Origin of the sequence: Ornithinimicrobium humiphilum, from assembly GCF_006716885.1 — a bacterium.
In the GTDB taxonomy this organism is placed as follows: domain Bacteria; phylum Actinomycetota; class Actinomycetes; order Actinomycetales; family Dermatophilaceae; genus Ornithinicoccus; species Ornithinicoccus humiphilus.
This window is the reverse complement of sequence record NZ_VFPU01000001.1, coordinates 1-23,868: the sequence shown is the minus strand read 5'-3', so window position 1 is coordinate 23,868 and position 23,868 is coordinate 1. Positions and strand designations below refer to the sequence as shown.

The window sequence follows — 23,868 nt, the reverse complement described above, 5'->3', positions numbered from 1 at the left end:
CGCGCGCACCGGGAGCCCCGCCCACGGGTCCCGGTGCGCGGCATACACTCCCACCGTGACTGCCCGTGACCAGCAGGACCTCAAGCTGGTGCCCCCGCCGGCGGACGGTGAGGTCCTGTCCACGACGCGCCCCCAGCGCCTCGTGGTGCTCGCGCACGACGCCGAGGACCTCTACCGGTCCCGGACGTTCCTGCGGGGGATGGCGATGGCCGGGCACGACCTCGTCGTCGCCTGGCTGGAGGGGGAGCCGCCCGCCAAGGTGCCGCCGCCGGGCCGCCCGCTGCGGATCCGGGCCCACCTGGAGCGCTCCCCGGCCAGGCTGGCCGGACAGCTCGCGACGACCCCGCTGACCGCGTGGCGGGACCGGACCTCGCTGACCGGGGCGGCCCGCCTCGATCCCGCGTTGCAGCGCGCGCTGCGCTCGGCCGACGCCCTGGTCGCGATCGGCGACCGGGCGCGGGCGGTCGCCGCCGAGGTCGCGGCCGACCGCTGCCCCGTCGTGCCCCACACCGACCTGGCGGGCTGGGCCACGCTGCCGCGCACCTGGCACCAGCTGCGGGCGCGGGTGCGCGCGGGGATGCTCAGCGCCACCTACGCCAGGAATCTCGCGCAGCGTCTGCAGATCCTGCGGGGCGTCGTGCCCGACAGCTCCCAGGGCGACCTCACCGAGCTGCTGTGCCAGCTGTTCCGCTCCGGCGGCTACGAGGCCGCCGCGGAGCTGCTGCCCCACCTCGACCACGGCCCCGACGACCCCGTCGAGCGGGCCCGACGACGCGCGCTGGCGGCCGGCATCCGCACGAGCGCCGACGGCGCCGAGGACCCCGACCTGCGCGGGGCCGTCGCCGAGCTGCTCCCGGCGGCGGACGAGGTCCTGCACGCCGGCGACCTGGCCCGGGCCGCCGACCTCGCCACCCTGGCGCTGCGCCTGCTCTTCCACCCGGAGCTGCACTCCGACGGCCTCACCTCGCCCCTGGTCGAGGAGCCCGAGGCCTTCCTCGCCCCGTGGCACGAGTCGCAGGTGGGGGCCGTGCTGGCCCGTCCGGTGCCCCGCGCCCCCGCCCCCGCGGCGGAGCGTCCCCCGTCCGCCCGGCCGCGCGTCGTGGTCGTGCCGGGCTCCTACCCACGGTTCGCGGCCCAGGTCATCGAGGTGATGCGGGAGCACGCGGACGTCGACGTGGTCGACCTCGCCGCACGGGGGCACCTGCGGGGGCTCGCCACCCGGGGCGAGCTGGTCGAGTCGCGGCTGCGCCAGGCGGTGGGGGAGCAGGTCGTCGTCGAGGAGACCTTCGCCGAGGAGATCGTCGGGGCGGACGCCCTCTTCGTCGACTGGGCCGACCGCGGGGCGCTCGCGGCGCTGATGACCGTGCCCGAGGGCGTGGCGGTCACGCTCCGCATCCACAGCATGGACGCGCTCTCCCCGTGGATCCACCTCGTGGACTGGGAGCGCGTCGGCGACCTCGTCCTGGTCAGCGACCACCTGCGCGACCTCGTGGTGCGCCTGCTCGGCCCCCGCCTGCTGCGCACCCGGGTGCACGTGCTGCCCAACTCGGTGGACATCTCCCGGCTGCCGGAGGGCGACAAGACCGAGGGCGCCGCCCGCACGCTCCTCATGATCGGGTGGGCCCAGCGGGTCAAGGACCCGGTCTGGGCGCTGGACGTGCTGGGGCGGCTCCGGCGCGAGGACCCGAGCTGGCGGTTGCTGCTCGTCGGTCCCGACTTCGCGCCCGGCGCGGTGCGCTCGAGCGTCGACTACGTCGCGGAGTTCCGGCGCCGGCTGGCCGCCGAGGACGTCTGCGGCGGGGTCGACTTCGTGGGCGAGACCACGGACGTGGCCCCCTGCCTCGCGGCCGCGGGCTTCGTCATCAGCAGCAGCCGGCGCGAGTCCTTCGGGGTCGGGCTCGTCGAGGGGGCGGCGTCCGGAGCGGTCCCCGTCGTGCGCAACTGGCCGATCTTCGCCCCGCTCGACGGCGCGCGCCGCCTGTTCCCGCCGTCGTGGGTGGTCGACACGGTCGAGGAGGCGGCGCAGCGGGTGCTGGCCCACGCCGAGCCCCAGGCCTGGACCCGCGCCTCGGAGGAGGCGCGGGCCGAGGTGGCCGTGCGCTTCCTGTCCCGCTCGCCCGCGCAGCAGCTCGCCGCCGTGGTGCTGGGGCAGGGCGGGCCCTGAGCCCCGTCAGCCCCGGGCGATCTCCGCGAGCACCTGCACCGCGGCGCTGACGTGCCGCACCGGGGTGCGGTGGTCCAGGTCCTGCTCCGACAGCGGGCTGCCCGGCTCGACGATGCCCCACACCTCGCGGCCGCTGCCGCGGTAGTCGCTCCACTTGCTCGGCAGGAAGGGGTTGACCGGGAAGGTGCCCTCGGTGATGGCGTCGTTGACGATGAGCACGTCCATGCGCGCGCTCAGCGCCAGGAAGTCGAGGAAGCCGACGAAGGGCGCCACCCGCACGACGTCCTGCAGGCCCGCGGCCTCGACGCTGCGCAGCAGGTCGTCCTGCTGCCCGGTGTGGACGTGCAGCTGGAGCCGGTCGCGCAGCTCCTGCGGGAGCGCGGCCAGCGCGGAGAGCACCGTCGACATCCCGCGGGTGGCGTAGAAGTTGCCGAAGTAGGCGATGTGCCGCCGGTCGGGGTCGAGGTCGGCCTTCGGGGAGGCGATCCGGTAGAACTCCGGCGGCAGCGTCGGGTGCGGGCGCACCACGGAGCGCTCCCGCGCCCGGTCGGCGAGCGCCTCGTCCTCGATGCGCGAGAGCATCAGGTCGCGCTGGCGGGCGTTGGTGAAGAGCAGCTCGTCGGCGAGGGCGTAGGGCAGCGTCTCGACCCAGCGGAAGAGGTTGTCGCCCGGCGGCTCCACCCCGACCGCGAGCAGGTCGGCCCGGAGCTGGTCCAGCAGCTCGCCCTCCACGACGTCGGTATGCCGTTCGCGGGCGTCCACGTAGACCGACAGGGGGTCGGAGAACTCGGCCGTCCACCGCACGTGCGGGCGCTCGCTCTTGAAGCGCGCCGCCAGGACGTGGCTGGGCACCCAGTGGGCGCGGCTGTAGAGGCGCTCGTAGCCGGGGCCGTCGGCGTCCCACTCCAGCGCCCGGGGCAGCCCCTCGACGGTGAAGCCCTCCACGGCCTTCCACGACGAGAACCAGGTCGGCGTGGGCAGGGTGGCCCGGCGCCGCACGAGGTCGCCGGCGATGACCTCTAGCGCAGGGTCCTGCGGGCGCTGGGAGGACATGTCGTTGGTGACGAGGTCGACGGGCCGACCCTCCTCGCGCACCCGCTTGGCGGCGACGATGGCCGCGGTGTCGACGAAGGGCGCGAAGGCGAAGCAGACCACCAGGTCGCGGGCGGGCGCCGGGGACGGGTCCGGGGCTGCGGGGGGCACCATGGGCGCCACTGTAGAGGGGTGGTGCGGGGCCCGGCCGTCCCCGGCCGCGCGACCGGCGCCGTCCCGGGCAGGTACCGTGGCGCCGTGCGTGCCCAGCAGCTCCTCCTCGCGGGCGCCGGCGCGGCCGGCGTCCTCACCGTCGTCGCCACCGTCGCCGCCGCCCTCGGGTGGTGGTGGCTCGTCGTCCTCGCCGCCATGCTGCTGCTCGGCGGCATCCTTCTCGTGGCGCTCGACGCCGACCGACGGGTCCGCGCGCTGCGCACCGTCGTGCGCGCCGAGCTGGCCAAGGTCGAGGCGCCTGCCGCGCCGCGGCCGGCCCCCGCCGGCGAGGACGTCGTGGGCGCGGTGCGGACGCTCCAGGCGCAGTACACCGGGCGCCTCGACCGGCTCCAGGACACCGTCGAGCAGGCGCTGCGCTCCCGTGATGGACGCGGCTGACCCGGTCCCGGGGACCCCGGTCGCCACCCGCGCGGGCGTCAGCCGCGACACCGCCCGCAACCGGAACCTCACCGCCCGTCCCGACGCGCTCGCGGCGACGGCCCTGCGCACCAAGTCGCTGCACGCCCGCGAGGTGCTCGTCGAGGCCGCCTGGCCCGGGCGCTCCGCCGAGGACGTCGACCGCTGGGCCGCGGCGGCCCGGGCCGGCAGGGAGACGGACGTGCCGGAGGGAGCCGACGCCTACGCCCTCGGCCAGCTGGCCCGGGTGCTCGCGCTCCAGCTGCCCGAGCCCGACGACGTGGCCCGCGCCCGGACGCTGCTCGAGGCGCTCGCGGCGGTCGGACGCCTCGACGAGCTGCACCCGCAGGCGGTCCAGGTGCTGCTCCACCTGCGCTGCCAGGAGGGGGACGCCGAGGGCTGCCGGGCCCTGCTGCGCCACCGGCACGTCCCCGGCGACGTGGCCGCCGCGGTCCGGGCCGACCTGGCCAACCCGTTCTCCCCCGTCGCCGCACCGGGGTCCGACCTCGACCGGTGGCTCCCGCTGCTCGGCGGTGCCCTCGTCTCCGACGGGCTGGCCCCGCTGCGGCTGCGCCCGGAGAGCGACGGTCCCGGCGTCACCCCCTTCGACCGGCTCACGACCGACCCGCTGCCGCCGGCGGACGTCGAGGGCGACCGTCTGGTCACGGTCGCGATGAGCACCTACCGGCCCGGGCCGGCGCTGCTGACCGCCGTGTCCTCCCTGCTGGCGCAGACCTGGCGCGCCCTGGAGGTCCTCGTCGTCGACGACGCCTCCGGGCCCGGGGCCGAGCCGTGGCTGCGGCGGGCCGAGGACCTGGACCCGCGGGTCCGGGTGATCCGCAAGGCGGTCAACGGCGGCACCTACCGTGCCCGCAACACCGCGCTGCGCCAGGCCCGGGGCGCCTACTTCACCACCCTCGACTCCGACGACTGGCTGCACCCCGAGGCGATCGCCACGCTGGTGCGCACGCTCGAGGCCGACCCCCGCCTGGTCGCCGTCCGCGCGCTGGGGGCCCGGGTGACCGAGGAGCTGCGGCTGGTCCGCCTCGGCTACCGTCACCGGGCGGTCGCGGCACCGACCCTGCTCGTCCGCCTCGACCCGGCCCTCGACCGGGTCGGCTTCTTCGACCCGACCCGCAAGAGCGCGGACACGGAGTACGCCCGCCGGCTGCAGGCCGCTTTCGGGACCCGGTCGGTGCACACGGTCGACGAGTGCCTCCTGCTGCTGCGCGCCGGCGAGGACAGCCTGTCGGCGGCGGAGTTCTCGCGGGGGTGGCGGCACCCGGCCCGACACGCCTACAAGGCCCTCTACACGCCCTGGCACGAGGAGATCGCCGCCGGCGCACCGGCCTACCTCGACCCGGACGGGCCCCGGGCGTTCCCGGAGCCCCGCCGATGGCGCAAGGACCTGCACCCCGCGCTGCCCGCCCCCCGTCGGCTGGACCTCGTGCTCGGCGGCGACTGGCGGCGCTACGGCGGCCCGCAGCGCTCGATGCTCGAGGAGATCCGCGCCGCCCGGGAGGCGGGGATGCGGGTCGGCGTTCTGCACCTGGAGGCGCTGCGCTTCGCCTCCAACAAGGACCTGCCGCTGTGCGGGCCCGTCACGGAGGCGATCCGCCGCGGCGAGGTCGAGTGGGTCCAGGTGGACGACGACGTCGACGTGGACGTGCTGATGATCCGCTACCCGCTCGTGCTGCAGCACCCTCCGCACGTGCCCGGCGGTCGTGCGCTGCGGCCGCGGCACCTGCTCGTCGTCGCCAACCAGGCCCCCGTCGAGCCAGACGGGAGCGACCAGCGCTACGTCGTCGCCGACGTGACCGAGCGGTCCCGTGAGCTCTTCGGCGTCGAGCCGGTCTGGGTGCCGCAGGGAGCCGTGGTGCGCGAGGTGCTCCGTGCCCAGGACCCGACGGTGCGGCTGACCGACTGGGACAACCCCGGGCTCGTCGACCTCGCCGAGTGGCACGTGCGCGACGACCGTGCGCCGGGCGCGGACGGCGCCCCCGTCGTGGTGGGCCGCTACTCGCGCGACGACCCGCTGAAGTTCCCGCCGACGCACGCCGACCTGGTGGCGGCCTACGACCTCGGTCCCGGGTATGCCGTGCGCCTCATGGGCGCGCGCACCACCTGGCGGCGGCTGGCGGCCGAGGCGGGTCTGGACGAGGACCCGCCGGTGCCGCCGGGCTGGGAGATCCTGCCGGCCGGCGCCGTGGACCCCAAGGAGTTCCTGGCCGGGCTCGACTTCTTCCTCTACCAGGACCATCCCGGTCGGCACGAGGCCTTCGGCCGGGTGCTGCTGGAGGCCGCGGCCTCGGGGCTCGTGGTGGTGGCGCACCCCAAGCACGAGGCGGTCTTCGGCGCGGTGCTCGACTACGCCCTGCCCCAGGACGCCCGGGAGGTGATCGCCGGCTACGTCGCCGACCCGGACCGCTACCGCGCCCGGGTGGCGCAGGTGCAGCGCCTCGTCCTCGAGCGCTACTCCCACGCCTCCTTCGTGCGTCGGCTGGCGTCGGTCCAGGGGGGCGGCGCCCCGGCCGCCGACGCCCCCGTGGCCCGGGGACGGGTGGAGGTGGCGCTGCGCACCCCTGCCGACGCCGCTCATCGCGACGTCGTCGTCCTCGACGTCCCCGACGACGCACCGGAGGCCGCGGTCGACCGGGTGCGGGAGGCGCTGGCAGAGGCTCCCGACGGCTCGGCCCTCGAGGCGCTGGTCGCCGCCGCCGAGCAGGGCGGTGCGGTCCGGCTGGTCGAGGTGCGACGCCAGGAACGCCCCCGCTGACGGCTCAGTCGGGCAGCAGCTCGAGCAGCCGGTCGGCGAGCGGCAGCGCGACGGGACGGACCCCCTGGACCAGCTCCCAGGTCCGGTCGGGCAGCGGGAGCGCCCCACGGTCCGGGCCGGGCGCGGACCCCAGCCACAGCACCGCGGCGGCGGGCAGCGCGTCGCGGAGGGCCGGTGACACCGCGAGGAGCCCGTCGGCCTCCGGCCCCCAGGTGCGGGTCAGCGCCCGGGCGGCGGCGGCGCGCCGCAGCGTGCCGGTGTCGCTGGTGCCTCCGTCCACGTCCTCCCGCAGCCCGACGACGCGGTGGGGGACTCCGGCGTCGGCGGCCAGGGCGGAGGCCGCGAAGACCTCGTCGGCCGCGCTCGCGTCGGCGCGGCGGTCCCACCAGGTCACCGCACCGCCGCCCGCGGCGGCCACGAGGGGGAGCAGCCCGGCCGAGCCGTCCCCGCCGTCCAGGGCGAGCCAGGGCGTGCCCCGGCGACGCAGGACGTCCGCGTGGCGGGCGAGCCGGCCCGAGCGCGTCGCCGCACCGGCAGGGTGGGGGGAGGATCCGCCGGCGGGGGCTCCGGACGTCTCGCCGAGCCGGACCGCGAGGGACCCGAGGTCGACCTCGCTGCCCAGCGGCCGGCGCACCAGACCGCAGCCGCTGCCGCGGCGGCCGACGACGAGGACCTCGCCGGGCGACACCGGCTCGGTCCGGCCGGGCGCGAGGCGGGCGTGCGAGACGACCCCGGCGCCCGCGGCCCCGGTGCCGCCGTCGAGCAGGTGGACGCCCAGCGCCGTGAGCGGGTCGGGGACGACGACCGTGCGGTGCACGTCACCGACCAGGACGACGTAGCGCCCGGCCAGCCCCGCCGCGCGCGCCACGACGGCGTCGAGCACGTCGCCGCGCCCGCGGGGCGTCGCGGCCCCCGGCCCGGCCAGGACCGCCGCGAGCTCGGCCGCCACCGCCCGCGCGCCACCCGTGCCGCCGACCGGTCCGTCGAGCAGCACCGGGTCGCCGAGCACGAGCACCCAGCCCTCCGCGTCGCCGGCCCGCCCGCGGGGGAGGCCGGGATGGTGCCGCAGCTGCGCCCCGGACGCCCGTCCCAGGACCCCGTCGGGCAGGGGGAGCCGCGGCCAGGACCGGGGCACGGCGACGCCGACGGCGTCGGGCGGCAGCACGGCATACCCGCCGGGGAAGGTGTCGCGCCTCCGGGGCCGGGCCAGCACCCGGCGGGTGCGGGGCAGCACGCGCCGCCGCACCGGCCCGGGCAGCCTGCGCACGGCGTCCTGGACGCGCGCGGCCGGCAGCGCGGGGGCGGTCGGCACCCGCGCGGCCGGGACGTCCTCGAGCACCCGCTGCAGGAGGACCTTCGCCTCCCGCAGGGGGTAGGGCAGCGAGAGCATCGTCTCGACGAGCTCGCGGTCGTTGAAGGGCAGCAGCACCCGGTGCCCGAGGTCGCCGTCGGCGAACTTCTGCCAGCCCCACCGGCCGATGCGCTGCTCCCAGTAGAAGACGTCGTGGTGGTCGTGGCCGAGGAGCGTCGCCGCCGACATCTGCGCGTGCTCGAGGTAGTCGCCGTACATCGCCCCGGCCAGGTCCTCGAGACCCTCGGTGGCGTGCAGCATCATCCGGGCCAGCCGCAGCGGGCTCAGCGCCTCGTCGGTGCGGTGGCGGATGAACGTGGTGCCCGTCTCGGCGCAGTTGGACTGCAGCTGCACCAGGTCGCCGGGCAGGTCCGACCACATCGCGAAGGCCGCGCCGTGCGATCCCGGGACGGGGGCGAAGGTGCGCCCGTGCAGCGTCGCGAAGGTCCCGCCACGCGGGGCCTGGCGCCAGCGCAGCACCCGGTGCGGCAGCCCGAGCTGGGCGGCGACGGCGCTCGCCGCGGTCACGTCGGCCGTCGCGGCGGACCCGTTGCGGGCGTCGCGCGGGTTGACGTAGGTGAACGTGAACCCTCCGCCCGCCCGGACCGCCGGGGCGGTGACGGCCGCGGTCACCCGGCTGTCACCGCCAGCGGTCAGGCTGACCGACGGCCGCCCCAGGCCGGCGAGCAGCACGCCGTGCGCCTCGATCCGCTCGCGGAAGCGCCGGTAGACCGCGTCGACGTCCTCGGTCTCGACGCGCTCGGTCCACGGCCAGAACCGCCGGTGCTCGACGCGCACCGGGTCGAGGTCCACCCGCAGCAGGCAGTTGGGGACGAGCGGGTCCACCCCCCGGTATGCCGTGAGCCGGCCGGGCAGGTAGGTCACCGCGCCGGGGCGTCGGCGCCGCAGCTCCTTGCGCAGCTCGACCTCGTCCTCGGCGACGGGCAGACCGAGGGCGCCGGCCGGCAGCGACGGCGCGCTGCCGAGCGCCAGGCGGCCGGCGTCGGCGGCGTAGAAGACCGGCTGGGTGGCGTGGGTGTCGGGCACGACGAGCAGGTCGGGACCGGCTCCCGGGTCGGTCCCGCCGGGACCGGAGGGCGAGCGCCGGGCCAGGAGCGTCCAGCGGCCCCCGAGGTAGGCGGCCCGGCGCACCATCGCCTCGTCGCCCCCGGCGGTCCAGGTGGCGAGCAGGTCGGCCGCGATCCGGGCGCCGTCGGCGTGCCCGGCCCCGACGTCCACGGGATGGCCCAGCAGGACCACGGTCCCCTGCCCGGACGAGGCCGAGGAGAGCACCGTGCGCGGGTGGAGCAGCAGCACCGTGCCCGGCAGCAGGCCGTCCGCGACGCGCCAGCCCGCCGTCTCGGACGGCGCGGTCACCCCGGCCGAGACGAGCAGGTAGCCGTGGCCGTGCGCACCGTCGAGCACGAGCGCCGCGTCGACCTGGTGCGGGGCGTCGGCCCGGACGGGGGAGGGGCTCACGGCAGGCACGCCACCGTCCGGCGGGTCAGATCCCGAGGAAGCGGGCGATCACGCGCGCGATGCGGGGGCCGGCCTCCCCGTCCCACAGCGGCGGGACGGGGGTGGTGCCGGGTTCGGCGGGGCCGGCGGCCAGGACCTCGGCGACGGCACCGGGCAGGGACTCGCGGGTGACGAGCTGGTTGGTGCCGTGGGTGATGGTGACGGGGCGCTCGGTGTTGGGGCGCAGCGTCAGGCAGGGCACGCCCATGACCGTGGTCTCCTCCTGCACGCCGCCGGAGTCGGTGACGACGGCGACCGAGCCGTTGACCAGGCCGAGGAACTCGACGTAGCCGAGGGGGTCGATGACCAGCAGGTTGTCGTGGTCCATGAACCCGGCCTCCTGCAGCCGGCCGCGGCCGCGGGGGTGCAGCGGCACCACGACGCGGACCTGGTCGGCGACGGCGTGCACGGCGCGCACGAGCTCGGCGACGTCGGCGGGGTCGTCGACGTTGCCCGGGCGGTGCAGGGTGGCCACGACGTAGGGGGTGGCGGCGTCCACCCCGACGGCGGCGGTGACGCCGGCGGTGTCCAGGCCCTGCAGGTGGCGCAGCAGGGTGTCGATCATGGGGTTGCCGACGAGGTGGATCTTGTCGGGGTGCACGCCCTCGTTGCCGAGGTGGGCGATCGCGTCGGGGCTGGTGACGAGCAGCAGGTCCGAGAGCCGGTCGGTGACCAGGCGGTTGATCTCCTCGGGCATGGTCATGTCGAAGGAGCGCAGGCCGGCCTCGACGTGGGCCAGCGGGATGCCCATCTTGGAGGCGACCAGGGCGGCGGCCACGGTGGAGTTGACGTCGCCGTAGACGACGACCAGGTCGGGGCGCTGCTCGGTGAACAGCTCCTCCAGGCCGACCATGATGGCGGCGGTCTGGGCGCCGTGGGAGCCGGAGCCGACGCCGAGGTTGACATCGGGCTCGGGCAGTCCGAGCTGGCGGAAGAAGACCTCGCTCATCTTCTCGTCGTAGTGCTGGCCGGTGTGGACCAGCAGCTGGCGCACGGGCAGCTCGCCGAGCGCGGCGATGACCGGGGCGGCCTTGGGGAAGTTGGGTCGGGCACCGGTGATGTGCACCACGAGCGGCTGGGAGCCGGTCACGACGAGGGACCTCCTGGAGGGACGAGCGGTTCGGCCGCCATGCTGTCACAGCGGCGGGCGGGGGGACGGATCGGCGAGGGGCTCACGCCGGGTCGGAAGGGCCGGGAGCGGGCTCGGCCGCCCGGACGTCGAGCGTGCCGGGCAGCCGGCCGGGCAGGGCTCGCAGGACCGCCAGGTCGACGGGGGCGAGGCCCTGCGGTCCGGCGTGGGCGAGGTGCCAGAGCTGGTAGTGGTCGACCAGGCCCGCCAGCCGGCGGCCCAGGTAGTCCTCCCACGCGACCGGCTCGGGGCGGTCGCCCTGCGGCTGGTCGGCCCAGGCGTGCTGCGGCACGACGACCTCGACGACGTAGCCGTGGCGGCGGGCGACCGCGAAGAGCGGACGGTCGAGGACGAGGAGAGGTCGGAAGGCCAGGTCCCGGCGCTGGAGGTCCGCCACCTGCTCGACCACCGTGTCGACCTGCTCCTCGGCCAGCCCGACGGCGACGACGCCGACGACGGGCAGCAGGAGGGTGTCCCGGCCGGTGAGGTAGCGCCCGCCGTGCAGCGGCACCGGGAGCGTGCCAGCGCCCTCCTGCGGCGTGAAGACCCGCCACACGACGTCGTTGAGCGTGCCGTTGCGGCGCACGGCCGGGAGCACGCGGTCGACGGCGACGCGGTAGGCGGGGGTGCGCCGGGCCCACCTGGCCAGCCGCTGCTGCCGGGCCCGGGCCGCCCGGGCGCGCTCCTGCTCGCTCACGCGGTCACCGTCCCACGGGCCGGCAGCGCGGCGACGCGCAGCAGCTCGGCGGCGGCGTCGGCCGCGCCGTTGCCGGGGTCGTCGGCCTGCGCCAGGGCGGCCATCCCGGGACCCTGCTCGACGAGCCGCCCCACCAGGTCCGGGGCCCGCCCGTCGGTGAGGGTCCGGGCGCTCAGCGCCCAGCCGCGGTCGGCGGCGTGCCCGGCCCGCGCGACCTGGTCGTCGAGGGAGGTCGCGTCGTTGGGCACGAAGAGCGCGGGCACCCCGAAGCGCAGCGTCTCGTGGAAGGAGTTGTAGCCCGCGGCCACGACGGCGTAGTCGAAGGCGGCGAAGTGCTGCGAGAGCGGGAAGTGGCGCACCAGGTGCACCCCCGAGCCGGCGTAGGCCCGCTCGGCGATGGACGGGGCGGTGACGCAGACCCCGATGCCGTGCTCGCGCAGGGCGGCGGCCGCGGCGCCCACCTCGTCGTCGGTGTCGTTGATGTTGCCGGCTCCGAGCGAGACCAGCGCCAGCGGGCCGTCCTCGGGCAGGCCGAGTGCCCGGCGGGCGGTGGCGCGGTCGGAGAGCTCGTCGGGGTCGAGGAGCGTGACCGGACGCACCCGCACGGCCTCAGCTCGGACGGTCTCCCCGGTGTCGGCCGGCGCGGCGAGGTCGGTCGGTTCGAGGACGCTGTCGAACCAGGCCGACTTCTCCAGCTGGGGGGCGTTGCGGCCCGGCTTCCACATGCCGCGCCTCGACCACACCGCCCGGGTGCGGGGGTGGGAGGCCAGGGCCACGTCCAGCCCGGCGTAGGGGTGGGTGCCGTCGAAGACCAGCACGTCGGGGTCGACCCGGTCGAGGATCTCGGCGACCCGGTCGGCGAAGAGGGCCCGCCAGCTGGCGGGTCGCAGGCCGGAGGCGCCCTGGCTGGGGAGGTACTCCCAGGTCACGCCGTCGGCGGCGACGGCGGGGACGGCCTGGGACAGCGACAGCACGTGCCGACGGACGTCGGCCGGGAGGCGCCGGCCGTAGGCCAGGAGCCGGGTGAGGTGGCCCATCCCCGCGCCGTTGCTGGAGACCAGGAGCACGGTGGTCGGGTCGGGCATGTCCCGATGATGGCATGTCGGGCGGTTCGGGCCGTTATGATGCTGGGCGCGCCGTTTCTCTTCGGCGTGCGAGCCCGCGCGAGGCGGCCCGCGCCCGAAGGCGCGCGGGTGTGGTCGACGCGGCGGCCGTCCGGTCAGGCCGGGTGGCGCGTGCTCTCCCGGCGGGGCTCGGCCGGACGATCAAGGAGACGACCACTGTGGCTGTGGACGCCGTCATTCTCGGCCTGGGGTATGTGGGCCTGCCGTTGGCGCAGGAGGCGACCCGGGCGGGCAAGAAGGTCCTGGGCTTCGACATCAACACGGGCGTGGTCGATGCGTTGAACGCGGGGCGTTCGCACGTGGACGACCTGTCGGACGCTGACATCGCCGAGATGATCGCCGGGGGGTTCGAGGCCACGACGGATGAGTCGCGGATCGCCGAGGCGAAGGTCGCGGTGATCTGCGTGCCGACGCCGTTGTCGGAGGAGGGTGGTCCGGACCTGCGGGCGGTGGAGTCCGCGGTGGACGCGGTCGCGCGGAACCTGCGTCCGGGGATGCTGGTGATCCTGGAGTCCACGACCTACCCGGGCACGACGGACGAGGTGGTGCGGCCCAAGCTGGAGGCTGGTGGGCTGGTCGCGGGTGTGGACTTCAACCTGGCGTTCTCCCCGGAGCGGATCGACCCGGGGAACGAGAAGTTCGGGGCGAAGAACACCCCGAAGGTGGTGGGTGGTCACACCCCGGCGTGCAGCGACGCGGCGGCGGCGTTCTACGGCGCGTTCGTGGACACGGTGGTGCGGGCGCGGGGCACGCGTGAGGCGGAGACGGCCAAGCTGCTGGAGAACACCTACCGGCACATCAACATCGCGTTGGTGAACGAGATGGCGCGGTTCTGCCACGAGCTGGGTATCGACCTGTGGGACGTGATCGAGGCCGCGTCCTCGAAGCCGTTCGGGTTCCAGGCGTTCTACCCGGGTCCGGGCGTGGGTGGGCACTGCATCCCGATCGACCCGAACTACCTGTCGCACAATGTGCGGGCGAAGCTGGGGTACCCGTTCCGGTTCGTGGAGCTGGCGCAGGAGATCAACACCCAGATGCCGGCCTACGTGGTCTCGCGGGCGCAGGACCTGCTGAACACCGCGGCCAAGCCGTTGAAGGGTTCGTCGGTGCTGCTGCTGGGTGTGACGTACAAGCCGAACATCGCCGACCAGCGTGAGTCGCCGGCGGTGCCGTTGGCCAGGCAGCTGCTGGCCAAGGGTGCGGTGGTGCGCTACCACGACCCGCACGTGTCCGACTGGCGCGCGGTGCCGGACGCCCAGCGCGTGGAGGACGCCGCGTCCGCGGCGGCCGAGGCCGACCTGACGATCCTGGTGCAGAACCACCGCGAGTACGACCTGGCGGCCCTGGCCTCCGGCGCCCGCCTGTTCTTCGACACCCGCGGCAAGGTCCAGCCCGGCGAGAGGGTCCACCGGCTGTGACCGACCTGGGGCCTGACCCGACCCGGCTCCCCGAGGCACTCTCCGCGCAGGAGGCCGAGGCCCTCGCGGCCCGGCACGGGCTTCGTCTGGTCGGTGTCAGGCCCTCGATGGGCGCCTACCTCAAGGACATCTGGCACTACCGCCACCTCGCGTGGTCGATGGCCAGGGGCGAGTTCGTCAGCGAGCACCGGGACAACTACCTCGGCCTCGTGTGGGCCGTGCTCAACCCGATCCTGCTGGGTGTCGCCTACTACCTGATCTTCGGCGTCCTGCTCGGCCTGAAGCGCGACGTGGGCAACTTCATCGCCTTCCTGACCATCGGGCTGTTCACCTTCGTCTTCTTCTCAGCCGCGCTGACCTCGGGGGCCAAGGCTCTGGTCGGCAAGGTCTCGATGATGCGCTCCCTGGCCTTCCCCCGGGTGCTGCTGCCCGCCGTCGTGGTGCTCTCGAACTTCGTCTCCAACATCCCGGCGTTCCTGGTCCTGCTGCTCATCGCCGTCCTCACGGGGGAGCCGATCACCTGGTCGTGGCTGCTCTTCCCGGTCGCGCTGGGCATCGTCGGGGTGATGGGCCTGGGGATGGCCATGATCGTGTCGCGGGTGGTGCACGCCGCCCGCGACCTGGCCAACCTGGTGCCGTTGATCGTGCGGCTGCTCCGTTACGTCTCCGGTGTCTTCTTCTCCATCGAGGCCCGGGTGGCGGCGATCGACGACCCCCCGGTGTGGATCGGGCCGCTGCTGGAGTACCAGCCCGCCGCCGTCGCCCTGACCGTCGTGCGGCAGACCCTCATGAGCGACATGCCGCTCCGGGCCGCCGACTGGATCGCCGCGGGCGGCTGGGCGATCTTCTTCCTCGTCGCCGGCTTCGTCGTCTTCTGGCGGGCGGAGGGCACCTATGGCCGCGCCTGAGACCGCCCCGACCCCCGGCGGCGACGCGGACGGCCGCGTGCCGTCGGTCGTGTGCTCCGGCGTCAGCATCACCTACCGGGTCTACGGCGTGGGCCGGGAGGAGTCCGACGAGGAGGGTGCCCTGCGGCGCCTGCTCAGCCGGAGCACCCGCGGGGTGGGCCGCCGCGAGGTGCACGCCGTGCGCGACGTGTCCTTCGTCGCCTACCGCGGCGAGTCGATCGGCATCGTCGGCAGCAACGGCTCGGGCAAGTCGACCCTGCTGCGCACCATCGCCGGACTCGTCCCGCCCACGTCCGGCAAGCTCTGGCTGGGCGGCAAGGCGGCGCTCCTCGGCGTCAACGCCGTCCTCATGCCCAAGCTGACCGGCCGCGAGAACATCTGGATCGGCGCCCAGGCGCTCGGGCTCACCCCCGGCCAGGTCCGGGCCGCCTTCGACGACATCGTCGAGTTCGCCGACATCGGCGACTTCCTCGACCTGCCGATGGCGTCCTACTCCTCCGGCATGGGCGCCCGGCTGCGGTTCGCCATCTCGACCGCGGTCACCCCGGACATCCTCGTCGTCGACGAGGCCCTGTCGACCGGTGACGCCCACTTCCGCGCCAAGGCCAACGAGCGGATCACCCGGATCCGCGAGCAGGCGGGCACCGTCTTCATCGTCAGCCACAGCGACAAGACGATCCAGACGATGTGCTCGCGGGCGCTGTGGATCGACAAGGGCCGGCTGCTCGCCGACGGCGATCCCGTCGCGGTCAACGGCCTCTACGCGCGCAAGTACGGCAAGCACCGCCACGTGTGGCGCGAACGCTTCGAGGAGGCGCGGCGCCTCGAGGAGACCGAGGGCCCCGAGGCGGCCCGGGCCTACCTGGCGCGCTGGGACCGGAGCCTGGACTCGTGACGGGCGGGGACCCGGCCCGCGCCCCCGGCACGGGACGGCGCGCACTCGTGGTCACCGTCGTGCACCACCCGCACGACGCGCGCATCCGTCACCGGCAGATCCCCGCGCTGCTCGCCGCGGGCTGGCAGGTCACCTACGCCGCCCCCTGGGGGGACTACGACCTCGCCCCCGACGCCGCCGTCCCCGGGCTGACCGCGGTCGAGGTCCGGCGCGCCCGTGGTCGCCACCGGCTCGCGGCCCAGCGCTCCGCGCGCGAGCTGCTCCGGCGGCTGGGGCCGGACCACGACGTCGTCCTGCTCCACGACCCCGAGCTGGTCCCGACCACGGTGGGCCTGCGCCTGCCGCCCGTCGTGTGGGACGTGCACGAGGACACCGCGGCCGCCGTCAGCGTGCGGCCGTGGGTGCCGGACCGGCTCCGTCCCGTGGTCGCCCGGGCGGTCAGCGGGGTGGAGCGGCTGGCCGAGCGGCGCATGGCGCTCCTGCTCGCCGACGAGCACTACGCCGCGCGGTTCCGCTCCGAGCACCCCGTCGTGCTCAACACCACGACCGTCCCGGCAGATCCGCCCCCGGCCGCGACGACGGACGCCGACGGCGCCCTGCGCGTCGTCTACCTCGGCAGCGTCACGGTCGAGCGTGGCGCCCGGGAGCTGGCCGCCATCGGCCGACGCCTGAGGGCGGTCGCCGGCGACCGGGTCGTGCTCCAGGTCGTCGGACCGGCCCACGGGGAGGCCGAGGAGGTGCTGCGCACCGCCCGTGACGAGGGCGCCCTGCGCTGGGAGGGCTTCGTCGCCAGCGACCGCGCCCTGGCCATGCTCGGGGGCGCGCTGGCGGGCCTGTCTCCTCTGCACGACACCGCCAACTTCCGGCCGAGCGTGCCGACCAAGATCGTCGAGTACATGGCCTGGGGGATCCCCGTCGTCAGCACCCCCCTGCCCCTCGCCACGTCGCTCGTCGAGCGCAGCGGCGGCGGCGTGCTCGTGCCCTTCGGCGACGTCGACCGGACGGTCGAGCAGCTGCTGGCCTGGGCCGACGACCCGGCCCTCGCCCGCGAGGTGGGCCGACGCGGCCACGACTACGCCCTCGCGCGGCTCGACTGGTCGACCCAGGCGCCGGCCTTCGTGGCGGCGCTGCAGCAGGTCGCCGACGCAGGGGCACGGTCGTGACCGGTCCCACCGTCCCGGCGTGGCATGCTGGACCGTCGGGAACGAACCAGCGTCGACGGGAGGGAGACGACCATGGCTGACCGTGCACCGTCCGCCGGACGGGCGTTGCGCCGCGTGCCCGCGACCGCCGTGCTCGCCGCCCTGGGCACCGTCGGCGTCGTCACCGTCGTGCTCGCCGTCCTCGGCCTGTGGGCCGGGGCCGTGACCGGGCTCGTCGTGCTCCACCTCGGCACCGCGCTCGCGGTGCTCGGCCCCTGGGGGGCCGGCCGCGCCGTCTCCGCCCCGAAGGCCGCTGCGACCGCCGACCCGGTCCGCGCCGAGCTGCAGGACCTCGAGCGTCGCGTCGACGCCCTCGGCGCCCGGCTGGTGGCCGGCACCGAGCGGGCCCGGGTCGAGATCCTCGACGCCCTCGCCGGCTCCCGGCCCGCCGGCGACGACCCGCGGTGACCTCCGCCCCCGACGACCTGGCCGCCGCGGCGGCGGGTGCCCTGCCCCCCGGCGAGGACGTCGTGGAGGCGATGGAACGCTTCGCCCTGCGCACCCGCAGCCCGCTCGCCGCCGACACCCTCGCGCGCGCCGCGACCGGCGGGACCCGCGCCCTCGACGCGCTGCTCGCCGATGCCGCCGCCGACCCGGCGCTGGTCCTCGACCCCGCCTGGGGCGCGGCCACCGCCCGCGTGCTGGCCCTCGGTCCGCGTCCCGACGCCTGGGACCGTGCGGCCGAGGTCTACACGGCCCTCCTCCGCACGGTCCCCGCGGCCGCGCTCGGGCGCCGCGCCGTCACGACCTGGGCCCAGCTGCTGCTGCGGCTGGGCCGCGACGACGAGCTGCGGGCCCTGCTCGCCGACCCCGGTGTCGGCCTGGCCGACGTCGACCGGTGGGCGCTGCGGACCGACCTGGCCAACCCGTGGCGGGAGGGTGCCGCCGGCCCGGTCTCCCCCTCGGCCGAGAGGGAGTGGGCCGCGACCTTCAACGAGGTCCACGCCGCGGACGACCTCGAGCCGGTGGAGCTCCTGCCCGACGGCGACACGGCATACCAGCGGCTCTCCGCCACCCCGCGGAGCACGGTCGACGGGGAGCTGGTGACCGTGCTCATGTCGGCCTACCGCCCCGATCGCGACATCCTCATGGCGGCGCGCTCCGTCCTGGCCTCGAGCTGGACCAACCTCGAGCTGCTCGTCGTCGACGACGCCTCGCCCCCCGGCTCGGAGGCGCTGCTCGAGGAGGTGGAGGCCCTCGACGAGCGGGTGCGCGTGGTCCGCGCCCCGCGCAACGCCGGCACCTACGAGGCGCGCAACCTGGCACTGGGCACCGCGCGGGGCCGCTGGCTCACCTTCCAGGACAGCGACGACTGGACCCACCCGCGGCGGGTGGAGGCGCAGGTCCGGGCCCTGCAGGAGCGGCCGGGCCTCGTCTCCTGCCGCACCTGGACGCTGCGTGCCTATCCCGACCTCACCCTGACCTACGTCGGCTACCCGCCGGAGCGGCTCAACGCCTCCTCCCTGCTGCTCGACCGGCTCGAGACGGTCCGCCTGGTGGGCGGCTTCGACGCCACCCGCAAGTCCGGCGACATGGAGCTGCCGCTGCGGCTCAGGGCCGTGCGCCCCGGCAGCCACCGCGACCTGCGCCACCCCGCACCGCTGGCCGTCACCCAGCTGCGCAGCGGCTCGTTGTCGCGCACCGATGCCGTCCCCGGGTGGACGCGCTGGACCCGCCTGGCCTACCGCGACCTCTACGTCGAGTGGCACCGCCGGATCGCCGCCGACCGCGCCGACGCCGTGCTGCCGGGATCCCGCCGACCGTTCCCCCTGCCCGATCCCACCTGGGCCCCCGACCGTCCCGCGACGCCCCCCACGCCCCGCGAGCACGACGTCGTGGTGCTGGGCGACCTGCGGGCCGACCAGCCGCGGTCGCGGGCCACCACGGCACTGGCGACCGCGCTCGCCGGCACGAGCCCGCGCGTCGCGCTGGCCCACGTCGAGGTGCCCGACCCGCTCCTGGCCGCGCGTCCCGACCTGCTGGCCGAGGCCAGCGCCGCAGTCGTCGACGGCCGGGTCGCGCTGACCGACGCCGGCGAGCCCGAGCACGCCGCGGTCCTCGTCGTCGACGGGCCGGCCGCCCTGCTCCACCTGCCCGAGGCCCGCCTCGCCGTGGACGAGGTCCTGGTCCTCGCGGACGCCCCGCCGGCTCCCGGGAGCTGGACGGTGGACGCGGTCGAGCAGCGCTCGCAGGAGCTCTTCGGCCACCGCCCCCGGTGGGCCGTGCGGGGCGAGCCGTCGGGGGAGCTGCGCGAGCTCCTCGCGCAGGAGCGGCTGCTCCCGGCCGGCCTCGCCACCGTCGTCGACCTCGACGCCGCGCCGCCGCGGCCGCGTCCGCGGACCGGCGTGCCCGGCGGGGACCGCGTCGTCGTCGGGCACCACCTTCCCGACGCCCGGGCGCGCTGGCCGCGCACCGCCGACGAGGTGCGCGACGCCTACCTCGGCGAGCACCTCGACGTCCGGTCGCTCCGCGGGACGAAGACCCCGACCGCGGCCCTCGGGCGCCCGCTGCCGCCCCCGTCCTGGCTGTCGCTGGCCCGGACCGGGATGACCGTGCGCGAGTTCCTCGGGTCCCTCGACGTCTTCGTCTACCAGGGCACCTGGGACGCCGCGGCCGAGGTCGCGACCCTGGAGGCGCTCGCCGCCGGTCTGCCGTGCGTCCTCCCGCCCGAGGCGGCCGGCTCGCTCGCCGACGCCACCGACCTGCCCGACCCACCCGTCCGCCTCGTCCCGCCCGCGGCCGTCCCCGCCGCGGTCGACGAGCTGCTGCGGGGCACCGCGGAGCCCGCCGCCGTCCCGCGGTCGCGGCTGGCGGCCTGGACCCGGGCCCTCCGCACCCTGACCACCCCGACCGAGACCGCTCGAGGAGCACTCGTATGAGCCTTGTCCGATCCGTCCCCCGCCGAGTCCGAGCGGCGCTGCTGCCCGCGGTGAGGCACCTGCCGCGGGGCGTGCGCCCCGGACCGCTCGCGCGGCTCGGCCGGGACGCCCGCGTCGAGGTCGCCCGCCGCCGGATCGACACGGACCCGGTGGGCGCCCTGGCCGACCTCGAGGGAGAGCTGGGGCCGGAGGCCCCGCCGCGCGTGTGGCGGCTGGCGGCCCAGGCCGCCGCCCGTGCCAAGCGTCACGACAAGGTGGTCGAGCTCGACGTCCGCGGGCTCGAGCGGCGCTACGCGGGCCCCGGCGACGCCCTGCGCCTGCGCCGGGCCGCCGTGGCGACCGGCGACACCGAGCGTGCCCAGCTGGCCCTCGACTACCTGCTCGGCCTCACTCCCGCCAAGAACGGCGCGGTGCGCAAGAGCGCCGAGGCGCTGCGGCACGTCGACGGGAGCCGGCTGCCCCGGTTGGTGGAGTGGCGCGAGCGGATCGCCCGCACGCATCCGGCGCTCGACCTCGAGCCGGTCGACGAGGCGATCCTGCAGGTGCGCCTGCGGGACCAGGTGGAGCGCGGCGCCGACCTCGCGGAGATCCTCTCCGAGGCGCTGGTCCGGCCCGCCGACACGCCCCGGCTGGTGCGGGCCCTGATGGGGGCCCGGCGCTACGACGACCTGGAGGAGCTGCTCCGCCGGCTCACCCCCGAGCAGGCCCTGACGGTGCCCGCGGAGACCTGGCGCACCCTGGCGCAGAAGGCCACCAGCACGGGCTGGAGCGAGCTGGCCGGCCTGGCCGCGCAGCTGGCCCTCCGGGCCGGGACGGGCACCGAGGACCCGGCGACCACGGCCAGGCTGGAGGCGATGGTCGCGGTGGGCCAGGACGAGGCCCGCACGATGGTGGAGGGCTGGACGCCTCCCGTCCGGGGGAGCGTCGCCCGGCCGACCGACGTCGACCCGCTCGGCGTGGTCTCGGTGCTGGGCCAGTCGCTGCCGCTGCGTTCCGGGGGCTACGCCACCCGCTCCCACGGCATCCTGACCAGCCTGGTCGACCGCGGCTGGCACATGAACGCCGTCACCCGCCTCGGCTTCCCCTACGACCTGTGGTGGAAGGCCGACGACGAGCGGGTCGTCGCCCCCGTGGACGTCGTCGACGGCGTGCCCTACCACCGCCTGCTCACCGAGGGGGTGCGGTCCTACCCGCGCACGCCGCTCGTGCCCTACGTGGAGGAGGGCGCCCGCGGCATCGCGAAGCTCGCCCGGGAGAAGCGGGCGGGCCTGATCCACGCCTCGAGCCTCTACGACGTCGGCATGGCCGGTCTGCTGGCCGCCCGCGAGGTCGGGGTGCCCTTCGTCTACGAGATGCGCGGTCTCAAGCAGCTGCTGGAGAGCGCGCGGCAGCCCCGCTTCGCCGAGTCGCCCCGCAGCCGTTACCTCGACCTGCTCGAGGGCACGGTGGCCCGCGAGGCCGACGCGCTCTTCGTCATCACCGAGGCGCTCGGCCGCCAGATGGTGGAGATGGGCGTGGACCCCGAGCGCATCACCGTGGTGCCCAACGGGGTCAACGCCGCCCGGTTCGAGCCGCGGGAGCGGGACGAGGAGCTCGCCGCCTCCCTGGGGCTCGCCGGCCGCACGATCATCGGCTACGTCGGCGGCCTGGTCCACTACGAGGGGCTCGACCTGCTCTTCGAGGCCGTGGCACGGCTGCGCCGCGAGCGCGACGACTTCCACGTGCTCGTCGTCGGCGACGGCGCCCACCAGCGCGCGCTGCACCGCACCGTCGAGCAGCTGGGCGTCGGTGACCTGGTCACCTTCACCGGCCGCGTGCCGCACGAGGAGGTGGAGGCCTACCTCTCCCTGGTCGACATCACCCCCTTCCCGCGCAAGCCGCTGCCGGTCTGCGAGCTCATCTCCCCGATCAAGCCGTTCGAGTCCATGGCGATGGAGAAGGCCGTCGTCGCCTCCGACGTCGCGGCGCTGGCCGAGATCGTCCAGGACGGCGTGACCGGGCGCCTCTTCGCCAAGGGCGACGCCGACGACCTGGCGCGCGTGCTCGGCGAGCTCGTGGACGACCCGGAGCAGCGGGTCCGCCTGGGACGTTCGGCGCGGGAGTGGGTCGTCGCCGAGCGTGACTGGAGCCGGATCACCGACGCCGTGGACGGGGTCTACCGTCAGCTGCTGGGCGTCAGCACCGAGGAGTAGATCGCCCCGTAGCGCTCCCCGTTGCGCGCCCAGTCACGCTCCGTCACGACCCACTCACGGGCCGTGGCGGCGTGCCGGGCGCGGCGCTCGGGATCCTCGTGCAGCCGCTGCAGCACGTCGGCGAGCGAGCGGGCGTCACCGGTGGTGAAGGTCTCGCCGCGCTCGCCGTCACCGGTGATCTCCCGCAGCGCCGGGAGGTCGGAGACGACGAGCGGCACCGACAGGGCCATCGCCTCGTAGGGCTTGAGCGGGGTGACGAGGCGGGCGGCGCGCTCGTCGATGCGCGGGATCACGAAGACGTCGAGCTGGGCGTAGTAGTCGCCCACCTCGGTGTGCGGCACCTTGCCGGTGAAGTGCACGGCGTCGCCGGCGCCGACCTCGCGGGCGTGCGCCTCCAGCAGCTCGCGACGGTTGCCGTCACCGACGATCAGCGCGGTGGCGGGCACGCCCCGGCGGCGCAGCTCGACGGCCGCGTCGACGAGCAGCTCCTGGCCCTCGCGGTAGTGGTCCAGGTTGGAGACGTAGCCGAAGACGAACCGGTCCTCCAGGCCCAGCCGGGCCGTGAGCTCGTCGTCGCGCTCGCGGGGGACGAAGACGGTCGGGTCGACGCCGTTGGGCACGACGTGCACGTGCTCGGCGGGGATGCCGCGGCCGACGATGTCGTCCTTCATCGACTCGCTGAGGGTCACCACGGCGGCCGCCTCGCGCATGCACCGGGCCTCCTGCGCGTGGCGGCGCCGGTAGACCTCCGCCTGCTCGGCCCAGGCGGTGTCGGAGCTCCACAGCGACTCGAAGAAGCCGCGGACCTCGTAGACCACGGGCAGGTCCAGGGCGCGGCCCACGGCCAGCGCCACCAGGGCGGCCTCGTAGCCGCGGTTGCCGGAGTGGACGTGGATCAGGTCGGGGTCCTCCGCGGCGACGACGGGGGCCAGGGCCGTGGCGTAGGCGTCGAGGTAGGCGTCCCACGGCTCGGACGACGGGATCTCGTCGCGGAGCAGGTGGACGTAGCGGACGCCCCCGACCTCGTCGACCGGCGGGGCGTCGAGGACGCCGACCGTGTGTGGGAAGTCGAGCGCGGTGACGGCCACCGGGGACAGGCCCGGCGCGGAGCTCGCCGGTGAGCGTGTACATCGTCCGCATCGAGTAGCCGCTCTGGCGCTGCGGCATACCGATCTTGACCAGGTGCAGCACCCGGCCGGTGGGCTCGCTGTGGCGGGGCCGGGTGGGGAGCGACCCCAGCACGGCCGGCTCGATCGTCGGCAGCCAGCTCGGGTCCGTCTCCCGCCACCGCCCTCCCTGGGTGCGCAGCTGACGCAGCAGGCTCGGGTCGTCGGGGAAGATCTCGAGGCGGCGGCGCAGGGCGCGCAGGTGCAGGCTGATCGCCCCGGCCCTGCCGGCGCTCATCTGCAGCTGGCGCAGCAGCACGGGGGACGGGTCGTCCTCCTGCTCGAGGCGCGCGAGCTCGCTCTCCACGAGGGCGAGGGCCTCGGCGTGCCGACCCTCCTCGGTCAGGGCGGCGAGGCGGGCCGCCGTCGGGTCCGAGCTGGGGTCGACCGGACCCGCGGTGGGCCGGGGAGCGGGCGGCTCGCTCCCGGAGGAGGGTCGGGCGCCAGAGCGGCGCAGCAGACGGTCGGCCCAGCGCTTGAGATCAACCACGCCCCAGACGATACGCGGCGGCGCTCGAGCGCACCGCCGCGCCGGGTCCCCGAGGTCTACTCGGCCGCGCGGACCGGCACCTCGTCCAGGGCGATCTCGTCCGGCCTCGGCGGCCGTGAGCCCGAGCTCGCTCAGCTCCCGGTGCGGAAGGGGGTCAGAGAGCGCGCGAAGGTGTCGGTGATGTGGCTGCCCTGGCGGTAGATGAGCTGCCCCCCGATGGCCACGGGGCAGGCCGAGGGTCGGGGCAGATCCACACGGTCGGGTCGATGGTGGGCACCCCGACGGCCTCCGCGACGA

The 23,868-nt window shown here is 75.9% G+C and carries 17 protein-coding genes; 10 read left to right on the top strand and 7 right to left on the bottom strand.

Annotated elements, in window-relative coordinates; all coding sequences use genetic code 11:
• Positions 1-55 precede the first annotated feature (55 nt).
• The gene (locus tag FB476_RS00080) at positions 56-2,164 is read left to right on the top strand and encodes a glycosyltransferase family 4 protein (RefSeq protein WP_141816970.1); all 2,109 of its coding nucleotides are present in this window, start codon (positions 56-58) and stop codon (positions 2,162-2,164) included.
• Between the two features lie 6 nt (positions 2,165-2,170).
• Here FB476_RS00080 and FB476_RS00075 read toward each other — a convergent pair whose 3' ends face one another.
• On the bottom strand, positions 2,171-3,370 hold the full coding sequence (locus tag FB476_RS00075; protein ID WP_141816969.1) for a glycosyltransferase family protein: 1,200 nt from the start codon (positions 3,368-3,370) through the stop codon (positions 2,171-2,173).
• Positions 3,371-3,454: 84 nt separating this feature from the next.
• Between FB476_RS00075 and FB476_RS00070 the strand changes: the two genes are divergently transcribed.
• Both FB476_RS00070 and FB476_RS17050 read left to right on the top strand, forming a co-directional pair.
• Positions 3,455-3,808 (top strand): hypothetical protein, encoded by a 354-nt coding sequence (locus tag FB476_RS00070; protein ID WP_141816968.1) that lies wholly within the window; start codon positions 3,455-3,457, stop codon positions 3,806-3,808.
• Entirely contained in the window at positions 3,795-6,602 is a 2,808-nt protein-coding gene (locus FB476_RS17050; RefSeq protein ID WP_141816967.1) for a glycosyltransferase, read from the top strand. Before FB476_RS00070 ends, FB476_RS17050 begins: the two co-directional genes overlap by 14 nt.
• 4 nt (positions 6,603-6,606) lie before the next feature.
• Here FB476_RS17050 and FB476_RS00060 read toward each other — a convergent pair whose 3' ends face one another.
• The 4 genes from FB476_RS00060 to FB476_RS00045 form a co-directional block, all read right to left on the bottom strand.
• Positions 6,607-9,432 carry a hypothetical protein gene (locus tag FB476_RS00060; protein WP_141816966.1) on the bottom strand — a complete coding sequence of 942 codons (2,826 nt, stop codon included), beginning with the start codon at positions 9,430-9,432 and terminating at the stop codon, positions 6,607-6,609.
• A 25-nt stretch (positions 9,433-9,457) separates the two neighbouring features.
• The gene (gene wecB, locus FB476_RS00055; RefSeq protein WP_238329479.1) at positions 9,458-10,561 is read right to left on the bottom strand and encodes a non-hydrolyzing UDP-N-acetylglucosamine 2-epimerase; all 1,104 of its coding nucleotides are present in this window, start codon (positions 10,559-10,561) and stop codon (positions 9,458-9,460) included.
• Positions 10,562-10,643: 82 nt separating this feature from the next.
• Positions 10,644-11,297: a hypothetical protein gene (locus FB476_RS00050; RefSeq protein WP_141816965.1), complete on the bottom strand. Its 654-nt coding sequence runs from the start codon at positions 11,295-11,297 to the stop codon at positions 10,644-10,646.
• On the bottom strand, positions 11,294-12,382 hold the full coding sequence (locus FB476_RS00045) for a glycosyltransferase family protein (protein ID WP_141816964.1): 1,089 nt from the start codon (positions 12,380-12,382) through the stop codon (positions 11,294-11,296). The genes FB476_RS00050 and FB476_RS00045 overlap by 4 nt, the downstream gene beginning before the upstream one ends.
• Before the next feature lie 197 nt (positions 12,383-12,579).
• Here FB476_RS00045 and FB476_RS00040 point away from each other — a divergent pair, with 197 nt between their 5' ends.
• The 7 genes from FB476_RS00040 (at position 12,580) to FB476_RS00010 (ending at position 21,915) form a co-directional block, all read left to right on the top strand.
• Positions 12,580-13,839, top strand: a complete 1,260-nt coding sequence (locus tag FB476_RS00040) for a nucleotide sugar dehydrogenase (RefSeq protein WP_141819645.1) — start codon at positions 12,580-12,582, stop codon at positions 13,837-13,839.
• A complete protein-coding gene (locus FB476_RS00035) occupies positions 13,836-14,747 on the top strand; it encodes an ABC transporter permease (protein WP_141816963.1) in 912 nt (303 codons plus the stop codon). The genes FB476_RS00040 and FB476_RS00035 overlap by 4 nt, the downstream gene beginning before the upstream one ends.
• The gene (locus tag FB476_RS00030) at positions 14,734-15,642 is read left to right on the top strand and encodes an ABC transporter ATP-binding protein (RefSeq protein ID WP_141816962.1); all 909 of its coding nucleotides are present in this window, start codon (positions 14,734-14,736) and stop codon (positions 15,640-15,642) included. Before FB476_RS00035 ends, FB476_RS00030 begins: the two co-directional genes overlap by 14 nt.
• Positions 15,639-16,805, top strand: coding sequence for a glycosyltransferase (locus tag FB476_RS00025; protein ID WP_141816961.1), 1,167 nt, complete (start codon positions 15,639-15,641; stop codon positions 16,803-16,805). Before FB476_RS00030 ends, FB476_RS00025 begins: the two co-directional genes overlap by 4 nt.
• A gap of 72 nt (positions 16,806-16,877) precedes the next feature.
• Entirely contained in the window at positions 16,878-17,252 is a 375-nt protein-coding gene (locus FB476_RS00020; protein WP_141816960.1) for a hypothetical protein, read from the top strand.
• Complete coding sequence (locus FB476_RS00015) at positions 17,249-19,723, top strand: glycosyltransferase family A protein (RefSeq protein ID WP_141816959.1); 2,475 nt, start codon at positions 17,249-17,251, stop codon at positions 19,721-19,723. Before FB476_RS00020 ends, FB476_RS00015 begins: the two co-directional genes overlap by 4 nt.
• A complete protein-coding gene (locus FB476_RS00010) occupies positions 19,720-21,915 on the top strand; it encodes a glycosyltransferase family 4 protein (protein ID WP_141816958.1) in 2,196 nt (731 codons plus the stop codon). Before FB476_RS00015 ends, FB476_RS00010 begins: the two co-directional genes overlap by 4 nt.
• Here the strand turns inward: FB476_RS00010 and FB476_RS00005 are convergent.
• On the bottom strand, positions 21,885-23,003 hold the full coding sequence (locus FB476_RS00005; protein ID WP_141816957.1) for a glycosyltransferase: 1,119 nt from the start codon (positions 23,001-23,003) through the stop codon (positions 21,885-21,887). The two genes, FB476_RS00010 and FB476_RS00005, sit on opposite strands and share 31 nt — an antisense overlap.
• Before the next feature lie 699 nt (positions 23,004-23,702).
• On the bottom strand, positions 23,703-23,825 hold the full coding sequence (locus tag FB476_RS17045; RefSeq protein ID WP_272949381.1) for a hypothetical protein: 123 nt from the start codon (positions 23,823-23,825) through the stop codon (positions 23,703-23,705).
• Between the last annotated feature and the right edge of the window lie 43 nt (positions 23,826-23,868).

Excerpts from the sequence above, each read along its gene's own strand:
- FB476_RS00010 (WP_141816958.1), top strand. The coding sequence starts at position 19,720 with ATGAGCCTTGTCCGATCCGTCCCCCGCCGAGTCCGAGCGGCGCTGCTG.
- FB476_RS00045 (WP_141816964.1), bottom strand. The coding sequence starts at position 12,382 with ATGCCCGACCCGACCACCGTGCTCCTGGTCTCCAGCAACGGCGCGGGG.
- FB476_RS00020 (WP_141816960.1), top strand. The coding sequence starts at position 16,878 with ATGGCTGACCGTGCACCGTCCGCCGGACGGGCGTTGCGCCGCGTGCCC.
- FB476_RS00030 (WP_141816962.1), top strand. The coding sequence starts at position 14,734 with ATGGCCGCGCCTGAGACCGCCCCGACCCCCGGCGGCGACGCGGACGGC.
- FB476_RS00075 (WP_141816969.1), bottom strand. The coding sequence starts at position 3,370 with ATGGTGCCCCCCGCAGCCCCGGACCCGTCCCCGGCGCCCGCCCGCGAC.
- FB476_RS17050 (WP_141816967.1), top strand. The coding sequence starts at position 3,795 with ATGGACGCGGCTGACCCGGTCCCGGGGACCCCGGTCGCCACCCGCGCG.